The 18,121-nt window shown below is 69.4% G+C and carries 16 protein-coding genes; all 16 read left to right on the top strand.

Annotated elements, in window-relative coordinates; translation table 11 throughout:
* Nucleotides 1-2 precede the first annotated feature (2 nt).
* The 16 genes from ACRYCC_RS30030 (at nucleotide 3) to ACRYCC_RS30105 (ending at nucleotide 18,089) form a co-directional block, all read left to right on the top strand.
* Nucleotides 3-851, top strand: coding sequence for an SDR family NAD(P)-dependent oxidoreductase (locus ACRYCC_RS30030; protein WP_433817091.1), 849 nt, complete (start codon nucleotides 3-5; stop codon nucleotides 849-851).
* Between the two features lie 44 nt (nucleotides 852-895).
* Nucleotides 896-2,278: an aromatic ring-hydroxylating oxygenase subunit alpha gene (locus ACRYCC_RS30035; protein WP_433817092.1), complete on the top strand. Its 1,383-nt coding sequence runs from the start codon at nucleotides 896-898 to the stop codon at nucleotides 2,276-2,278.
* A gap of 48 nt (nucleotides 2,279-2,326) precedes the next feature.
* A complete protein-coding gene (locus tag ACRYCC_RS30040) occupies nucleotides 2,327-4,153 on the top strand; it encodes a flavin-containing monooxygenase (RefSeq protein WP_433817093.1) in 1,827 nt (608 codons plus the stop codon).
* A gap of 42 nt (nucleotides 4,154-4,195) precedes the next feature.
* Nucleotides 4,196-5,116, top strand: a complete 921-nt coding sequence (locus ACRYCC_RS30045; protein WP_433817094.1) for an SDR family NAD(P)-dependent oxidoreductase — start codon at nucleotides 4,196-4,198, stop codon at nucleotides 5,114-5,116.
* A gap of 50 nt (nucleotides 5,117-5,166) precedes the next feature.
* Complete coding sequence (locus ACRYCC_RS30050; RefSeq protein ID WP_433817095.1) at nucleotides 5,167-6,873, top strand: thiamine pyrophosphate-binding protein; 1,707 nt, start codon at nucleotides 5,167-5,169, stop codon at nucleotides 6,871-6,873.
* Nucleotides 6,874-6,927: 54 nt separating this feature from the next.
* Nucleotides 6,928-8,361: an aldehyde dehydrogenase family protein gene (locus ACRYCC_RS30055; protein WP_433817096.1), complete on the top strand. Its 1,434-nt coding sequence runs from the start codon at nucleotides 6,928-6,930 to the stop codon at nucleotides 8,359-8,361.
* Nucleotides 8,362-8,368: 7 nt separating this feature from the next.
* Nucleotides 8,369-8,587, top strand: coding sequence for a hypothetical protein (locus ACRYCC_RS30060; protein WP_433817097.1), 219 nt, complete (start codon nucleotides 8,369-8,371; stop codon nucleotides 8,585-8,587).
* Nucleotides 8,588-8,592: 5 nt separating this feature from the next.
* Nucleotides 8,593-8,973: a nuclear transport factor 2 family protein gene (locus ACRYCC_RS30065; protein ID WP_433817098.1), complete on the top strand. Its 381-nt coding sequence runs from the start codon at nucleotides 8,593-8,595 to the stop codon at nucleotides 8,971-8,973.
* A 58-nt stretch (nucleotides 8,974-9,031) separates the two neighbouring features.
* On the top strand, nucleotides 9,032-10,015 hold the full coding sequence (gene acuI, locus ACRYCC_RS30070; protein ID WP_433817099.1) for an acrylyl-CoA reductase (NADPH): 984 nt from the start codon (nucleotides 9,032-9,034) through the stop codon (nucleotides 10,013-10,015).
* Nucleotides 10,016-10,027: 12 nt separating this feature from the next.
* The gene (locus ACRYCC_RS30075; RefSeq protein ID WP_433817100.1) at nucleotides 10,028-11,224 is read left to right on the top strand and encodes an FAS1-like dehydratase domain-containing protein; all 1,197 of its coding nucleotides are present in this window, start codon (nucleotides 10,028-10,030) and stop codon (nucleotides 11,222-11,224) included.
* A gap of 26 nt (nucleotides 11,225-11,250) precedes the next feature.
* Complete coding sequence (locus tag ACRYCC_RS30080; RefSeq protein WP_433817101.1) at nucleotides 11,251-12,957, top strand: class I adenylate-forming enzyme family protein; 1,707 nt, start codon at nucleotides 11,251-11,253, stop codon at nucleotides 12,955-12,957.
* An 87-nt stretch (nucleotides 12,958-13,044) separates the two neighbouring features.
* Nucleotides 13,045-13,872 (top strand): TauD/TfdA dioxygenase family protein, encoded by an 828-nt coding sequence (locus tag ACRYCC_RS30085; RefSeq protein WP_433817102.1) that lies wholly within the window; start codon nucleotides 13,045-13,047, stop codon nucleotides 13,870-13,872.
* Nucleotides 13,869-14,612, top strand: coding sequence for an SDR family NAD(P)-dependent oxidoreductase (locus tag ACRYCC_RS30090; RefSeq protein WP_433817103.1), 744 nt, complete (start codon nucleotides 13,869-13,871; stop codon nucleotides 14,610-14,612). The genes ACRYCC_RS30085 and ACRYCC_RS30090 overlap by 4 nt, the downstream gene beginning before the upstream one ends.
* 97 nt (nucleotides 14,613-14,709) lie before the next feature.
* Nucleotides 14,710-15,891, top strand: a complete 1,182-nt coding sequence (locus tag ACRYCC_RS30095) for an acyl-CoA dehydrogenase family protein (RefSeq protein WP_433817104.1) — start codon at nucleotides 14,710-14,712, stop codon at nucleotides 15,889-15,891.
* Between the two features lie 36 nt (nucleotides 15,892-15,927).
* Nucleotides 15,928-16,821 carry an HpcH/HpaI aldolase/citrate lyase family protein gene (locus ACRYCC_RS30100; RefSeq protein WP_433817105.1) on the top strand — a complete coding sequence of 298 codons (894 nt, stop codon included), beginning with the start codon at nucleotides 15,928-15,930 and terminating at the stop codon, nucleotides 16,819-16,821.
* The gene (locus tag ACRYCC_RS30105; protein ID WP_433817106.1) at nucleotides 16,818-18,089 is read left to right on the top strand and encodes an acetyl-CoA hydrolase/transferase family protein; all 1,272 of its coding nucleotides are present in this window, start codon (nucleotides 16,818-16,820) and stop codon (nucleotides 18,087-18,089) included. The genes ACRYCC_RS30100 and ACRYCC_RS30105 overlap by 4 nt, the downstream gene beginning before the upstream one ends.
* Nucleotides 18,090-18,121 lie beyond the last annotated feature (32 nt).

Here is an 18,121-nt window from a genome sequence, read left to right on the forward strand (position 1 = left end):
CCATGGAGCATGACCTCCTCGGGCTGGGCGGGCGCGTCGTCATCGTCTCGGGTGCGGGCGGCGGCGGCATCGGCACCACGGTGACAGGCATGGTCGCCCGCGCCGGGGCGACCGTGATCGCGGTGAGCCGCTCCAAGGAGAACCTCGACAAGCACGTCGGCCCGCTGGCGGCGGAGGGCCTGCCGATCGTGCCGGTCGCGGCCGACGCCTCCACCGACGAGGGCATCGCGACCGTGATGGAGCAGGTCGGGCGGACGGAAGGCGACCTGCACGGGCTCGTCAACGTCGCCGGCGGCGCCGCGCCCTCGGACTGGATGCCGTCGACCCGGGTCACCCGGGAGTCCTGGCGGGCGCTGTTCTCCCAGAACCTCGAAACGATGTTCTTCATGAGCCAGGCGGTCGCCGGGGAGCTGAGGTCCACGGGCCGCCCGGGGTCGATCGTCTCGGTCTCCTCGATCAGCGGCATGAACACCGCGCCGTTCCACATCGGCTACGGCACGGCCAAGGCGGCGCTGGTGGCGGCGACCCGCACGATGGCCGTCGAGCTGGCGCGGCACGAGATCCGGGTGAACGCCATCGCCCCCGGTGTGACCGCGACGCCGGCCTCGCGCACGTACGTCGAGGAGGACCCCGAGCGCGACCGCCGTGCCATCGCCATGGGCCGGCGCGGCCGCCCGGAGGAACAGGCCGGGGCGATCCTCTTCCTGCTGTCCGATCTGTCGAGCTACGTCACCGGCCAGACCCTTCTGGTGGACGGCGGTCTCAACCTCAAGTGGAGCTGGCTGGACGCCGACAACACCTCCCTCTTCCTCAAGGACGAGTCGTTCCGCGCCGCCATGACGCGCTGGTGACCGTCCGTGTACCGACCATCTCCTGACGCGAGTTGGAGAACCTCATGAGCGAAACCATCGAGAACACCCAGGAAACGACCTCCGCGACGGCGGAGCTGCTGGCGAAACCGGTCGTGATCCCGGTGCACGCCTACATCTCGCGGGAGTACGCCCGAGCCGAGCGGGACAGGCTGTGGAGCAAGGTGTGGCAGCAGGTCGGCCGGGTCGAGGAGCTTCCCGAGGTCGGAAGCTTCCTCACCTACGACATCCTCGAGGACTCGTTCATCATCACGCGCACGGCGCCCGACACCATCCGCGCGTACTACAACGTGTGCTCGCACCGCGGCCGCCGGCTCGTCGACACCCCGGAAGGCAAGAGGGACGCCCGCGGCCGCGGCCGGCAGTTCGTCTGCGGTTTCCACGGGTGGCGCTACGACCTGGACGGCCAGTGCATCCAGGTGCCCGAGCGGGACGACTGGCAGTGCACGCTGACCGACGAGAACATCCGTTTGAAGCAGGTCAGGCTCGACACCTGGGCCGGCTGGATCTGGATCAACATGGATCCGGACTGCGAGCCGCTGCGGGACTACCTCGGACCGGCGGTCACCCTGCTCGAGCCCTTCCAGCTCGAGCGGTTCCGCTGCCGGTGGCGCCGCTGGTTCGTGGCCGACTGCAACTGGAAGGTCGCGGTCGAGGCGTTCAACGAGGCGTACCACGTGCCCTACACCCACCCGGAGTTCATCCCCTTCGGCAGTTTCCTCAGCTGGTCCAAGGTGCAGGGCAGGCACAGCAACATCGGCTTCGAGGCGCCCAAGGGCATGGAGGCCAACCAGGGCAAGCTCCGGATCGGCGGCGCCGGTGACGCCCGCGTCTCCACGGCCGAGATGCAGAACTTCATCTGGGAGAACGCGAACACCAACACCACCGAGACGCTGGTGAACGTCGCGAACCGGCTGGTCGACGAGTTGCCCGAGGGCACTCCCGCCGCCGAGGTGGCGAAGTACTGGGTGGAGACGGCCCGGCGCGAGGACGCCGAGCGGGGCGTGGTCTGGCCGACCGTCGAGCCCGGGATCGTCGCCGAGAGCGGCACCGCATGGCAGATCTTCCCCAACTTCCAGCTCGGGCACGGGCAGAACAACCTGCTGTGCTACAGCTTCCGGCCCTACGGGGACGACCCCGACAAATGCTACTTCGAGGCCGCCGTGTACCAGCTCTACCCGGCCGGTGAAGAGCCGGAGACCGAGTGGCTGTACACCCTGGTGGACGACCCGGGCTGGGGCACCGTGCTGCCGCAGGACTTCTCCAACATGGCCGCCGTCCAGCAGGGCATGAAGAGCCGCGGCTTCCAGGGTCCGCGACCCAACCCCTACCGGGAGCGCGCCGTCGTCAACCTGCACCACAACCTGGCCAAGTACATGGGCACCGGCGAGCCGCGCGAGCTCGCCTGAGTCCCCGACCAGCCCCCACGAAGAACCACCCTGAGCCGAGGATCCCGCATGCAGAGATGCGAACCCACCCAGACGCCTGAGATCGACCACGCGGCCCTCAGGGAGAAGTACCTGGCCGAGCGCGACAAGCGCCTGCGCCCCGAGGGGCAGCAGCAGTACCTGGTGACCGAGGGCGAGTTCGAGGACTTCTACGAGGCCGACCCGTACCAGCCGATCGAGCCGCGTTCTCCGATCTCCGAGGACATCGACGTGGCGGTCCTCGGCGCCGGTTTCGCGGGTCTCATCGCCGGGGCCCGGCTCAGGCAGGCCGGTGTCGGCGACTTCCGGATCATCGACCTGGCGGGCGACTTCGGCGGCGCCTGGTACTGGAACCGCTACCCCGGCATCCAGTGCGACACCGACAGCTACTGCTACCTGCCGATGCTCGAAGAGACCGGCTACATGCCGAAGGAGAAGTACGCGCACGGGGACGAGGCCTTCGAGCACTGCCAGCGCCTCGGGAGGCACTTCGGCCTCTACGAGAACGCGATCTTCCACACCATCGTCCGCTCGGCCGAGTGGGACGAGTCGATCAAGCGCTGGCGGCTCGGCACCAACCACGGCGACGACATCCGCGCCCGCTTCGTCGTCATGTGCCAGGGGCCGTTCAACAAGCCGAAACTCCCCGGGATACCCGGCATCACCGACTTCCAGGGCCACACCTTCCACACGGCGCGCTGGGACTACGAGTACACCGGCGGCGACATGAAGGGCGGGCTGGACGGGCTCGCCGGCAAGAAGGTCGCCGTCATCGGCACCGGCGCGAGCGGCATCCAGGTGATCCCGCACGTCGCCCGCTCCGCCGAGCACCTGTACGTCTTCCAGCGGACGCCCTCGTACATCGACGAGCGCGGTGACGTGCCGCTGGACCCCGAGTGGGTGAAGACGCTGAAGCCGGGCTGGCAGAAGGAGCGGCAGCGCAACTTCCACACCGCGGCGTTCGAGGCCTTCGCCCCGGGCCAGCCGGACCTCGTCTGCGACGGCTGGACCGAGGTGAGCCGCAACCTGGCCGCGCACCTGGACGCCACGGGCGGCTGGGCCTCGCTCGCCGACCCGGTGAAGTTCATGGAGCTGCGGGAGCTCGAGGACTACAAGGCGATGGAGCGGCTCCGCGACCGCGTCGACGGCATCGTCGAGGACCCTGAGACGGCCGAGGCGCTGAAGCCCTTCTACCGCTTCCTGTGCAAGCGGCCGTGCTTCAACGACCAGTACCTGCCGACCTTCAACCGCCCGAACGTCACCCTCGTCGACGTGTCGGCCACCAAGGGCGTCGAGCGCATCACCGAGAAGGGCATCATCGCCCACGGCGTCGAGCACGAGGTCGACTGCATCATCTTCGCCAGCGGGTTCGAGATCACCACCGACCTCGACCGCCGCTTCGGCATCCAGCCGTTCGCCGGCCGGGGCGGCCTGTCGCTCTACGACCACTGGGCCAAGGGCTACCGCACCCTGCACGGCATCACCAGCCACGGCTTCCCCAACCTGTTCTTCACCGGGTTCATCCAGGGCGGCGTGACCGCGAGCACGACGGCGATGTTCGAGCAGCAGGCCGACCACATCTCCTACATCGTCCAGGTGGCCCTGGAGCGCGGTGCCTCGGTCGTGGAGCCCACCACGGAGGCCCAGGACGAGTGGGGCAGGACCGTCAAGGAGACCGCGGTCGACAACAGCAGCTTCCAGCGGGAGTGCACGCCCGGCTACTACAACAACGAGGGCGAGCAGAACATCCGGTCGCACCTGGGCGAGCCCTACTGGCCCGGCTTCTACGCGATGGAGGACCTGCTCCAGGCATGGCGTGACACGGGCGAGCTGGAGGGCCTCGTCCTGGACAGGTGACGGGCACGGGTCCGGTGAGGCGCGTCGTGAGAGGAACATGTCATGCCTGAACTCAGGTTCGACGACCGGGTGGCCGTGATCACCGGTGCCGGTCGGGGATTGGGGCGCGCCCACGCCCTGCTGCTCGCCGCCAGGGGGGCCAAGGTCGTCGTCAACGACCCGGGCGTCAGCCTGCGCGGGGACGGCGTCGACACCGGGCCCGCGGAAGAGGTGGTCAAGGAGATCACGGCGGCGGGCGGTGCGGCCGTCGCCTGCACCGAGTCGGTGGCGACGGCCGAGGGCGGCCAGGCGATCATCGAGTCGGCGCTCGACCACTACGGCCGGATCGACGTCCTCGTCCACAACGCCGGAATCCACCGTCCGGCGTCGCTGACGGAGATGACGTACGAGGACTTCGACGCCGTCCTGGACGTCCACCTGCGGGGCGCGTTCCACGTCGTGCGGTCCGCGTTCCCCCGGATGCGCGCGGCGCGGTACGGCCGCGTCGTGCTGACCTCGTCGATCGGTGGCCTGTACGGCAACCATCAGGTCGCCAACTACGCCACGGCCAAGACGGGCATGATCGGGCTGTCCAACGTGGTCGCGCTCGAGGGCGCCGCCGAGGGCGTGAAGTGCAACGTCATCGTTCCCGGCGCCCTGACGAGAATGGCCGAGGGGATCGACACCTCGGCCTACCCGCCCATGGGCCCGGAACTGGCGGCCCCGGTCGTGGGCTGGCTCGCCCACGAGTCCTGCTCGATCACCGGCGAGATGCTGGTGTCGATCGCCGGCCGGGTGGCGCGGGCCTTCATCGCCGAGACGCCGGGCGTGTACCGGCCGTCCTGGACGATCGAGCAGGTCGGCGAGCAGCTGGCCGCCATCCGCGACACCGACGACCCCTGGATCCTGCCGGTCGTCCCCTCGGCCCACGTCGACCACATCCGCAACAGTTTCGCGATGGCCACGCAGGGCGGCGGTGCGTGAATGCGCGCCCGAGCCGTTTCACCGTTGAAGACGAGAAGCAGGGTGAGAACATGTCAGTGAAGGTCTACGAGCGCATCCTGCAGCTCCTCGAGGCCGAGGGCATCAACACCATCTTCGGCATACCCGACCCGAACTTCGTCCACATGTTCCATCTCGCCGAGGAGCGCGGCTGGAGCGTGGTCTCCCCTCACCACGAAGAGTCCGGCGGCTTCATGGCGGAGGCGGTGTCGCGCATGACCGGGAAGGCCGCGGTGTGCATCGGCACGCTGGGCCCGGGCGTCGCCAACCTGGCCGGCGCCATGATGTGCGCCAAGGTCGAGAACTCCCCGGTCATCTTCCTGGGCGGCCAGCGCGCCCGCATCACCGAGCAACGAGTCCGCCGCGGCCGCATCCAGTTCGTCAAGCAGGCCGAGCTGTTCGAGCCCTCGGTGAAGTACTGCGCCAGCATCGAGTACGCCGACCAGACCGACGAGGTCATCCGCGAGGGCCTGCGCAGGGCGCTGACGGGGACCCCGGGCCCGGTCTACATCGAATACCCCTCCCACGTCATCCAGGGAGAGCTCGACGTCCCGCCGGCGCTGCCGCCCGCGGCGTACCGCCTGGTCGGCCAGACGGCCGGCGCCGACAAGGTCGCCGAGGCCGTGGAGTACATCCGGGCGGCCGAGCAGCCGATCCTGCTGGCCGGGCACGGCGTCCACACCGCGCGGGCCGGGGAGTCGGTCAAGGCGCTCGCCGACCTGATGGCCTGCCCGGTCATCCAGACGTCGGGCGGTACCTCGTACATCAAGGGGTTGGAAGACCGTACCTTCCCCTATGGCTTCTCGCCGGCGGCGATCGACGCGGTGGTGAGGTCCGACCTGTGCCTGGCCATCGGCACCGAGCTCGGCGAGCCCGTCCACTACGGACGGGGGCGGCACTGGGCGGCGAACGAGGCGAACCGCAAGTGGGTCCTCATCGAGCAGGATCCTCAGGCGATCGGCGTGAACCGCTCGGTCGACGTACCGCTGGTGGGCGACCTGCGCGCGATCGTCCCGCAGCTCGTCGACGCGCTCAAGAATTCGCCGCGCAGCCCGTCGGCGGAGCTCGACGGCTGGATCAGGCAGGATGCGGCCCGGTTGGCGGAACTGGCGGAGACGGCTCCGCCCGGCATGTCGCCGGTGCATCCCGCGCGCCTGATCGTCGAGGCGACCAAGGTCTTCCCGGCGGAGGGCATCATGGTCCGCGACGGCGGTGCCACGACCATCTTCGGCTGGACCTATTCGCAGGCCAAGCCCCATGACGTGATGTGGAACCAGAACTTCGGCCACCTGGGCACGGGGCTGCCCTATGCCATCGGCGCCGCGGTGGCCGACGGCGGGCGGCGCCCCCTGATGCTGATCACCGGGGACTCCTCGTTCCAGTTCCACATCGCAGAGCTGGAGGTCGCCGCGCGCCTGAACCTGCCCCTCGTCTGCGTCGTGGCCGTCGACTACGCCTGGGGCCTCGAGGTGGGCGTCTACAAACGCACCTTCGGCCAGGGATCGCTGGAGACGGGCGTGCACTGGAGCAAGGACACGCGCCTCGACAAGGTCGCCGAGGGCTTCGGCTGCCACGGCGAGTACGTCGAACGCGACGAGGACATCGCCCCCGCCATCAAGCGCGCCTATGCCAGCGGCAGGCCCGGGGTCGTGCACGTGGCGGTCGACCCGAAGGCGAACTCGGAGGAGATGCCGAGCTATGACGAGTTCCGGACCTGGTACGCCGAAGGAACGCAGTGACCCGGAGGCCGGCCCACTCGCCAGACGACACTTCAAGAAAGGGATGGACGGGTCATGCGTGAGTATCTGAAGTTCTACATCGGCGGACGGTGGGCCGACCCGGCGGAGCTCCGGACCATGGAGGTGGTGAACCCCGCGACCGAGGAGGTCTGCGGCACGGTGGCGGTCGGCTCAGCCGCCGACGTGGACAGGGCGGTCGAAGCCGCCCGGGCGGCGTTCGCCGGCTGGTCGGCGACCGGCGTCAAGGACCGGCTCGAGGTGCTCCAGAACATCCTCGCGGCCTACCAGGAGCGCACGAGCGACCTCGCCGCGGCGCTGACCGAGGAGATGGGCGCGCCGGCCGCGCTGGCCGGCGGCTTCCAGGTCGGGCTCGGGGCCGGGCATCTGGCCAAGGCCATCGAGGTGCTCGAGAGCTTCACCTTCGAGGAGCAGCGCGGCGCCACCCTGGTCGTCAAGGAGCCGATCGGCGTCTGCGGGCTCATCACACCGTGGAACTGGCCCATGAACCAGATCGCCGTGAAGGTGTTCCCCGCCCTGGCGACCGGCTGCACCATGGTGCTCAAGCCGTCGGAGCGCTCCCCCTTCACCGGCCAGACCTTCGCCGAGATCCTGGACGCCGCGGGCGTACCCGCCGGTGTGTTCAACCTCGTCCAGGGCGATGGCCTCGGCGTGGGCGTCCCGCTCTCCTCCCACCCCGGCGTCGACATGATCTCCTTCACCGGCTCGACACGCGCGGGCATCGAGATCGCGCGGAACGCGGCGGAGGGCGTCAAGCGGGTGACCCAGGAGCTGGGCGGCAAGGGCCCGAACATCATCCTCGATGACGCGGCCTTCGCCGAGAACGTCGGCAAGGGCGTGACCGGCATGATGGGCAACTCCGGGCAGACCTGTAGCGCACCCTCGCGCATGCTGGTCCCCCGGGCCCGCATGCAGGAGGCCGTCGGCGTCGCTCGCGAGGCCGCTGCTCAGACGACCGTGGGCGACCCCCACGGTGACTTCGTGATCGGCCCGGTGGTCTCGGGGTCCCAGTTCGAGAAGATCCAGGCGCTGATCCAGAAGGGCATCGACGAGGGGGCCACGCTGGTGGCCGGCGGCACCGGACGCCCCGACGGCCTGGAGAGGGGCTTCTACGTCAAGCCCACGGTCTTCGCCGACGTCACCAACGCCATGACCATCGCCCGCGAGGAGATCTTCGGGCCGGTGCTCACCATTCTCGGCTACGACGACCTGGACCACGCCGTCGAGATCGCCAACGACACCGAGTACGGCCTCGCCGGCTACGTGGCGGGCGCGGACCTCGACCAGGCCCGCGCCGTCGCCCGCCGGATCCGGGCGGGCTGGGTCGCGATCAACGACGGGTTCGACTTCGGCTGCCCCTTCGGCGGCTACAAGAAAAGCGGCAACGGGCGCGAGTGGGGCGAGTTCGGCTTCCACGACTACCTGGAGACCAAGGGCATCCTCGGCTACGCGCCCGACGAGCAGGAATAGGGCCGGAATGGACAGTCTCACCGAGGAGCTCGAGAGCCTGCTCGACCGGCTGGGCAGGCGCGGGGGCGACTGGCGCATCGCGAAACGGACGATGCTCTACGACTGGTCCCAGGATCTCGGCACGTCGGCCGACTGGTCCCGTGGCCTCATGGAAACGCCGTTCAGTGCCGGGCATTTCACCGGCCGGGCGGTCGGCGATCACAGCGCGACCTTCTTCGGCGAGTGACCGGCATGGCTTCGCTGACAGGCAGGGTCGCCGTGGTGACGGGCGCCAGCCGCGGCCTGCTGAACCACACCTGCGAGATCGCCGAGGACACCGCACACACGGAGACCTACTACCTCTTCGCCGGCCGCAACCGCGACGAGTCCAACTGGATCGCCGGTGGCCGCTACATCGACCGGCTGGAGCGCCGCGACCGCGCATGGCGGATCGCCCTGCGCACCAACGTGATCGAATGGTCGGGATCACTGCCGACCATGCCGCTGCCGTTCGCGGACGTGCCGGACATCCATGGCAACGGCGCGCCGGTGCGCGGCAAGGACGACCCTTCCTACCGGCGCCCGCTGGTCAACCTGCGCGAGGAGCACCTTCCGCCGGGTTCTGCAGACTGAACGCGGCACCACCGAATCCGGTCGCGCCTGGTGAATCGACGAAGGGAAATACCAACCGATGTTTTCGGCCATTGTGATCGAGAAGGGCGAGGCGGGGCAGACGGTCGCGCTCAGGAACGTGGGCGAGGCCGAGCTCCCGGACGGTGATGTCAGCGTCAGCGTGGAGTACTCCACGCTGAACTACAAGGATGCCCTCGCCATCACCGGCAGGTCGCCCGTGGTCCGCAAGTTCCCCATGGTGCCCGGTATCGACCTCGCGGGCGTCGTCACCGAAAGCGGTCACGCCGGCTGGGCGAAGGGCGACCGCGTCGTGCTGAACGGCTGGGGCGTGGGCGAGACCCACTGGGGCGGCCTCGCCCAGCGGGCCCGCCTCAACGGGGACTGGCTGGTGCCCCTGCCCTCCGTCTTCACCACCCGGCAGGCCATGGCGATCGGAACGGCGGGCTACACGGCGAGCCTGTGCGTGGACGCCCTGCTGGAGCGGGGCGTACGTGCGGATCAGGGCGAGGTCCTGGTGACGGGCGCGACGGGCGGCGTGGGCAGCGTGGCGATCGCGCTGCTGGCCAAGGCGGGTTTCAAGGTGGCCGCCGCGACCGGGAAGGCGTCGGAGAGCGAGTATCTGCATGGGCTCGGCGCGGCCTCGGTGCTGGACCGCGCGGAGCTCGCCGAGGCCGGCCGGCCCATGCAGAAGGAGCGCTGGGCGGGCGTGATCGACTCGCTGGGCAGCCACACGCTGGCCAACGCCTGCGCCCAGACCCGATACGGCGGCACGGTCGCCGCGTGCGGACTGGCCCAGGGCATGGACCTCCCGGCGTCGGTCGCTCCGTTCATTCTGCGCGGCGTGAGCCTGATCGGCGTCGACAGCGTGATGGCGCCCGGTAAGCGGCGCCTGGCCGCGTGGGAGCGTCTGGCGCGTGATCTCGACGCGGGCGCGCTGGATGTGATCGCCCAGGAGATCGCGCTGGGAGAGGCGATCGCCGCGGCGGGCCGCCTCATGGAGGCCACGGTCCGCGGCCGCATCGTCGTCGACGTCAACGCCTGAGCGGGAGCAGAAGTGAGCGACAAGTCCGCACAACCGCAGATCACCGAGCTCGATCTGACCGATGTCGATCACCGCGTGGGCAAGCCGGTCGGCGGGGGGCAGCTGTGGGATCCGTGCAGCACCTCCGACATCCGCCGCTGGGTGATGGCGATGGACTATCCCAATCCGCTGCACTGGGACGAGGAGTTCGCCCGCGCCTCGAAGTTCGGCGGCCTGGTCGCGCCGCAGTCCATCGCGGTGGGGCTGGACTACGGGCACGGCGCGCAGCCGGCGTGCGTGGGATACATACCCGGCAGCCATCTGATCTTCGGCGGCGAGGAGTGGTGGTTCTACGGCTGCCCGGTACGGCCGGGAGACAAGCTGTTCCAGGAGCGCCGCTTCCACGACTACAAGGTCGTGCAGACGAAGTTCGCCGGCCCCACGATGTTCTCGCGCGGCGACACCGCCCACACCAACCAGCACGGCACCCTGGTCGCGCGCGAGCGTTCGACCGCGATCCGCTATCTCGCCGCCGAGGCCGAGAAGCGCGGCATGTACGAGAACCAGCTCGGCGAGAGGAAGCGCTGGACGGCCACCGAGCTGAACGAGATCGAGAAGGTCCGCCATGAGTGGCTCCTGTCGAACCGGCTGGGCCTCTCGCCGAACTTCGAGGAGGTGCAGGTCGGCGACCGGCTGCCGCGGCGGGTGATCGGCCCGCACAGCGTCGCGAGCTTCACCACCGAATACCGCGCCTTCCTGTTCAACATCTGGGGCACCTTCCACTGGGTCGCACCGCCCGGCGTCGAGGATCCCTGGATCAACCAGGATCCCGGCTGGGTGGAAGGCTTCGAGTTCGACGAGGAGGGCGCGAGGATCGACCCGCGCAAGCGCGACGGGCTCTACGTCGGTCCCTCGCGTGGCCATATCGACAGCGACAAGGCCGGCGAGATCGGCATGGCACGCGCCTACGGCTACGGCGCGACCATGGGCGCCTGGTGCACCGACTACCTGGCCTACTGGGCCGGTCATGACGGCCTGGTGCGCCACTCCAAGGCCGACTTCCGCGGACCGGCCTTCGAGGGCGACGTGACCTATTTCGACGCCGAAGTGGTCGGCAAGCAGCCGGACTCGACATGGGGCGTGCCCCTGGTCCAGGTGAAGTCGCGCCTGACCAACCAGGACGGCGGCGTGCTGGTGGACTGCACGGCCGACGTCGAGCTGCCGCTCTAGCGGCGCCAAGCGGAAGGGAGTCGGCGATGGGCGCTGAGACGACGTCCGATGCGGCGCGATCGGCCTCGATCGTGTCGGGTCCGCCGTTCGGCACCGAGCCGGGACTCGGGGCGCTCACGCTGCCCGGCTTCCTGCGCGAGGTGACGGCGGACCACGGCGAGCGGGAGGCGCTGGTCTTCCACGCGGACGAGGGCGTGACCCGCTGGAGCTACGCCGAGCTGTGGGAACGCGCGATCGAGGTGGCCCGCGCGCTGCGCGCGGACGGTGTGGGCAAGGACGGCCGGGTGGGCGTGCTGATGACCAACCGCCCCGAATGGGTCGCGGCGGTGTTCGGCATCTCGCTGGCCGGCGGCGTGGCCGTCACGCTCAGCACCTTCTCCACCCCGTCCGAGCTCGACCATCTGCTGCGCGCCTCCGGCGTGTCGGTGCTGCTGTTCGAGCGCACGGTCGCGAAGAAGGACTTCGCCGCCCTCCTGACCGAGCTGGAGCCGCGGATCGACGGCGCCGCGCCCGGCGCGCTGCGCTCCGGCCGGTACCCCTTCCTGCGCCGCCTGGCGATGATCGGAGATGCCGCGCCGGGGCTGGCGATCGACACCTGGGAGACCTTCCTCGCGCGGGGCGCCGACCAGCCGCGCGAGCTGGTCGAGGCCACCGCCGCCGCGGTGCTGCCCAGCGACGCGGCCGTGCTGTTCTTCTCCTCCGGCTCCACCAGCAAGCCGAAGGGCATCCTCAGCAGCCACCGCGGCGTGGCCACCCAGCTGTGGCGCTTTCGGCGCATGTACCGGTTCGGCCCGGAAGATGACATCCGCTGCTGGACCGCCAACGGCTTCTTCTGGTCCGGCAACTTCGGCATGGCCATCGGCGCCACCCTGGCCAGCGGCGGCGCCATCGTGCTGCAACCCACCTTCGACGCCGCCGAGGCCCTGGCGCTCATGCAGGCCGAACGGGTGAACTTCCCGGTGGCCTGGCCGCACCAGTGGGCGCAGCTGGAGGGTGCCCCCAACTGGGGCACCGTCGATCTGAGCGCCATGCGCTTCGTGGACTTCAACACCCCGATCGCCCGCCACCCCACGGTGTCGGCCAAGTGGTTCGAGCCCGGCCACGCCTACGGCAACACCGAGACCTTCACCATCACCACCTGCTTCCCCGCCAACACGCCCCCCGGCGTGCACGCCGACAGCAGCGGCGAGGCGCTCCCGGGTGTGACGGTGAAGATCGTCGACCCGCTCACCGGTGAGGTCCTCCCCCGCGGCGAGCGCGGAGAGATCTGCGTCAAGGGCCCCACCCTCATGCTGGGCTACATCGGCATACCGCTGGACGACACCCTCGACGCCGAGGGCTTCTTCCGCACCGGCGACGGCGGCCGCCTCGACGACCTCGGCCGCCTGTTCTGGGAGGGCAGGCTCACCGACATCATCAAGACCGGCGGCGCGAACGTCTCCCCGCGCGAGGTGGACGAGGCGCTCGCGGCGCATCCCGGCGTCAAGATGGCCCACACCATCGGCCTCCCGCACGAGACCCTCGGCGAGGTCGTCGTCGCCTGCGTCGTGCCGCACCAGGGCGCCGGCCTCGGCGCCGAGGAGATCCGCAGCGCACTGCGGGAACGGCTGGCGAGTTACAAGGTGCCACGGCACGTGCTCTTCTTCGCCGAGGAGGAGATCGCCCTCACCGGCAGCGCGAAGATCAAGTCCAGTGATCTCCGTGAACTGGCCGCCGAGCGCCTGCAGGAGTAGGAGCCCCCGGAATTCACCAGCCGGCAGCAGAGGACCCCGGCGTACCGAAACGGCGACCGCCGGGTCCGGTGAGAGGAGGAACGAAGGATGGCCACGATCGTCACGGAGAAACTGGCTGAAACCGTCGGGGCGGAGGTACGGGACGTCGACGTCGACCGTCTGCTGAACGACGACGATCTGCCCGCGGCGTGCCTGGAGGCGCTCGAGGAGCACGGCGTGCTGTTGTTCCGCAAGCTGCACGCCGGCGATGACGCCCAGGTGGCGTTCTGCCGGAGGCTGGGCGACCTCGTCAGGTTCCCCGGCTATCCGATCCCGGAGATCATGGAGATCAGTTTCGACCCGGACAACCCGAACGCGGAGTACTTCGCGAGCAACGACTACTGGCACATCGACGGTGCCCTCGGCGAGACCCCGACGAAGGCTTCGGTGATGAGCGCCCACGTGATCGCCGAGCAGGGCGGCGAGACGGAGTTCGCCAGCACCTACGCGGCCTACGACGCCCTCTCCGACGAGGAGAAGGAGCGCTACGCCAAGCTCCGGGTGGTCCACACGTTCGAGGCGATCCAGCGCCTGACCTACCCGGACCCGACACCGGAGCAGCTGGCCGAGTGGGCGTCGCGGGCCGACCGGGAGCACCCGCTGGTGTGGGAGCACCAGTCGGGACGGCGTTCACTGGTGTTCGGGGCGACGGCGTCGCACATCGTCGGGATGGACGTCGAGGAGGGCCGGGCGTTGCTGGCGGACCTCGTACGGCGAGCCACCACACCCGACCGGGTGCTGCGGCACACCTGGTCGGTGGGCGACATGGTGATCTGGGACAACCAGGGCCTGGTCCACCGGGCATGCCCCTTCGACCGGCAGAGGCCGCGCAGGATGCACCGCACGACCCTCGTCGGCGACGAGCCGATTCGATGAGCGGCCGCACGGCCATCGTCACCGGCGGCGCCTCGGGCATCGGCGGCGCCATCGGCCGACGGCTGGCGGCCGACGGCGCCATGGTGGCGATCTTCGACCTCGACGGCGAGGCCGCCCGGGCCGCGGCCGCGTCGATCGAGCAGGCCGGCGGCAAGGCCATCGGCCTGTCCGTCGACGTGACCGACCGCCCCGGCATCGACGCTGGGCTCGACGAGGTACGGGCCCGGCTGGGCCGGCCGGCGATCCTGGTGAACAGCGCCGGGATGAGCCTCGACGGCCCCTTCCTCGAGATCACCGCCGAGGCCTGGAACCGCGTACTGGCCGTCAACCTCACGGGCACCTTCGACTGCTGCCAGGCGGTGCTCCCGGACATGGTCGAGGAGGGCTGGGGTCGCATCGTCAACATCTCGTCGTCGAGCGTCCACAGCGGCGCATCCGGAATGGCCGGCTACGTGGCGTCGAAGTCGGGCGTGGTCGGCCTCACCAAGGTCCTGGCGCTGGAGTTCGGCCGGCACGGGATCACGGTCAACACGATCCCGCCCGGTTTCATCGACACGCCCATGCTGCGCCGGACCGTACGGAGCGGCTTCATCAGCGTCGAGCAGCAGACGGCGAAGACCCCCGTCGGCCGCATCGGCCGGCCCGAGGACGTCGCCGCCGCCTGTGCTTTCCTGGTGAGCGAGGAGGCCGGCTACATCACCGGGCAGATCATCGGCGTCAACGGCGGACGGAACACCTGACCTGGCACGACCGGCCTCTGCCGCCCCGCCTTCGCCGGCGTACCGCGGCCGGTGGCGGGCCGGGAGCAGCACCTGAACGGCTTCGGCGAATTCGGACATGAGGATCGTGATCGTGGACTTTTCCCTCACGGAGGATCAGCAGGCCATTCGGGATGCCGTTCTCGAATACTGCTCCCGGTTCTCCGATGATTACTGGCTCGAACGTGACGATGAAGGTGTCTTTCCGTCCGACTTCCACAAGTCGATGGCCGAGTCCGGCTGGCTCGGCGTCGCCATGCCCGAGGCGGTGGGCGGCGCGGGCCTCGGTATCACCGAAGCGGCGATCATGATGCAGGCGGTCGCCGAGTCGGGGGGCGGGATGACAGCGGCCTCCAGCATCCACGGCCCGGTGTTCAGCATGCAGCCGGTGGCCCTGTTCGGCACCGAAGAGCAGCGGCAGCGCATGATTCCACCGGTGCTCAGCGGCGAGGATCTCATCTGCTTCGCGGTGACCGAGCCCAACACCGGCCTCGACACGACGAAACTCAGAACCCGCGCGGAAAGACGCGACGGCGGCTACCGGGTCGACGGGGAGAAGATCTGGATCTCCGTGGCCCAGGTGGCGAACAAGATGATGCTGCTCGCCCGCACCACTCCCCTCGACGAGGTGAAGCGCAAGACCGAGGGACTGTCGCTGTTCTTCACCGATCTCGATCGCTCCAAGATCGAGGTTCGCAAGATTCGCAAGATGGGCCGGCACGCCGTCGATTCGAATGTGCTGTTCATCTCCGACCTGTGGATTCCGGCGGAAGACCGGATCGGGGCCGAGGGCGACGGATTTAAGATCATCCTGCACGGCCTCAATCCCGAGCGCATACTGCTCGGCGCCGAAGCCATAGGGCTCGGACGGGTGGCCATCAAGCGTGCCGCCCGCTATGCCAGGGAACGCATCGTCTTCGACCGGCCCATCGGCATGAACCAGGGGATCCAGCACCCGCTGGCGAAATGCTGGGCGCAGCTGGAGGCCGCCAATCTGATGGTCATGAAAGCGGCCACGATGTTCGACAAGGGCCTGGACTGCGGTGTCGAGGCGAACGCCGGCAAGTACCTGGCCGCCGAGGCCGGGTTCGAGGCATGCCACACCGCCATGCTGACCCTGGGCGGAATGGGATACGCACAGGAGTATCACGTCGAACGCTACCTGCGTGAAATCCTCATCCCGCGAACCGCGCCGGTCAGCCCTCATATGATTCTGAATTTCCTGGCCGAGAAGGTGCTCGATCTGCCCAAGTCCTACTGAGACGGAAAGACATCGGATCGAGGAGTCAGAGAGGCAATGACCGGCACAGGCGAGACCTTCAGCGCGCGCTCCTGGCTGTTCGCCCCGGGCGACAGCGAAAGAAAGATGGAAAAGGCCACCGCCGGCCCGGCGGACATCGTCGTCCTCGACCTGGAGGACGCGGTGACGGACGACGGAAAGCCCAGGTCCCGGGCGATGGTCTCGGCCTTTCTGACGGCTCGGCCGCAAGAGGACAGAGACCGATTGTGGGTGCGGGTCAACCCGCTGGACGGCCCCCATGCGCTGGCCGACCTGGCGGCGGTGATCCCCGCACAGCCCGGCGGCATCATGCTTCCCAAGTCACGCGGCCGTGCGGACGTGGAGCTTCTCGACCACTACCTCTCGGCGCTGGAGGTATCCGCCGGCATCGAGCAGGGCTCGACGAAGGTCATCGCCCTGGTGACCGAGACGGCCGAGGGCATGTTCACCACCGGCTCGTACAAGGGCGCACCGAGACTGGTCGCCATGACCTGGGGTGCGGAAGATCTCGCCGATGCGGTGGGCGCCAGCGAGAACCGCGATCCTGACGGAGGCTATGGCTTCACCTACGAGCTGGCCCGAAGCCTGTGCCTCCTGGGTGCGGCCGCCGCCGGTGTGGCGCCCATCGAGACCATCCAGGGCGACTTCCGTGATGTGGAAGGACTGCGCCGGCGAGCCGAGAAGGTACGCCGTGACGGATACCGGGGCATGCTGGCCATCCACCCTGCCCAGGTGGATGTGATCAACGCGGCCTTCACCCCCACGGAGGAGGAACTCGCCGCGGCTCAGCAGATCGTCGATCTGTTCGCCGCAAATCCCGGCGCCGGCGCCATCGGTCACCAGGGCGCCATGCTCGACCGCCCCCATCTCGCCCGCGCACAGGCCCTGCTGGCATCAGGGGGACGCGCGTGACGGCCGTCTCCGATGCCGGCGACCTGGACCTCGGCCGGTTCCTGCGCCCCGGCGACCACATCGTCATGGGCCAGGCCTGCGGCGAACCGACCACGCTGGTCGAGGCGCTGATCGCTCAGGGCCGCGAGATCGGCGGGCTTTCCGCCTTCATCGCGACGAGCTTCTCCGGTCTGCTCACCCCGGCGGCGACGGACGCCTTCTCCCTGTCCAGCATGGGGGCGATCGGCGCGTTGCGCTCGCTGACCAAAGAGCACAGGCTCGGCGTGGTCCCCTGCCATGTCAGCCAGATCGGCCCGATGATCGAGGCCGGGACCCTCGCGTGCGACGTCGCCTTCGTCCAGGTCAGCACGCCCGACGCGAACGGCGACCACAGCTTCGGCCTCATCAGCGACTACGTACGGGCCGCCGTCGCCAAGGCGCGCGTCGTCATAGCGGAGGTCAACGACCAGGTGCCCTTCACCCACGGCGAGCTGCTGCCCGCAGCGGAGATCGACTGCGCCGTGCGGGTCTCGCGGCCGCCGGTGGAGGTGCCACCGGCGAGAATCGGCGAGACCGACGAGGCCATAGCGGAACACGCCGCCGCCTACATCGAGGACGGCTCGGTCATTCAGACCGGGGTCGGCGCCGTGCCGGATGCGGTCCTTCGCCTGCTGCACGACCGCAGGGATCTGGGCGTGCACTCGGGGATGCTGGGCGACGGTCTGGTCGAGCTGGTCGAGGCGGGCGTCGTCACCAATGCGCGCAAACGCATCGACAAAGGGGTCTCGGTCAACGGTGCCCTGATCGGCACCAGGCGTCTCTACGAATTCGCCCACCGCAACCCGCGGATCCGCATGTGCACCACTTCCTACACCCATGATGCGGCCGTGCTCGCGCGGCTGGACGGACTGGTGACCATCAATTCAGCCGTGGAGGTCGACCTGACCGGCCAGGTGAACGCCGAACAGAGCGGATCGGCCTACTTCGGCGGTACCGGCGGCCAGGTGGACTTCGTCCGGGCCGGGGCGCGCTCACCCGGTGGTCACGCCATCATCGCTCTGCCCGCCACCGCCAAGGGCGGCACGGTCAGCCGGATAACCGTCCACCTGTCGGGGCCGGTCACCACCGCGCGCAGTGACGTGGATGTGATCGTCACCGAGTTCGGCGCGGCCGAGCTCAAGGGCCAGACCCTTGCCGAGCGCACCCGCCGGCTGGTCGCCATCGCCCATCCCGACTTTCAGGAAGAGCTGGCGCGGGAGGCCCACACCGTTCAGCAGAGGGGCTTCTGATGAGCGACACCGTGCTCATCGATCGAGGCTCG

Source organism: Actinomadura scrupuli, from assembly GCF_050971785.1.
GTDB lineage: Bacteria > Actinomycetota > Actinomycetes > Streptosporangiales > Streptosporangiaceae > Actinomadura_E > Actinomadura_E scrupuli.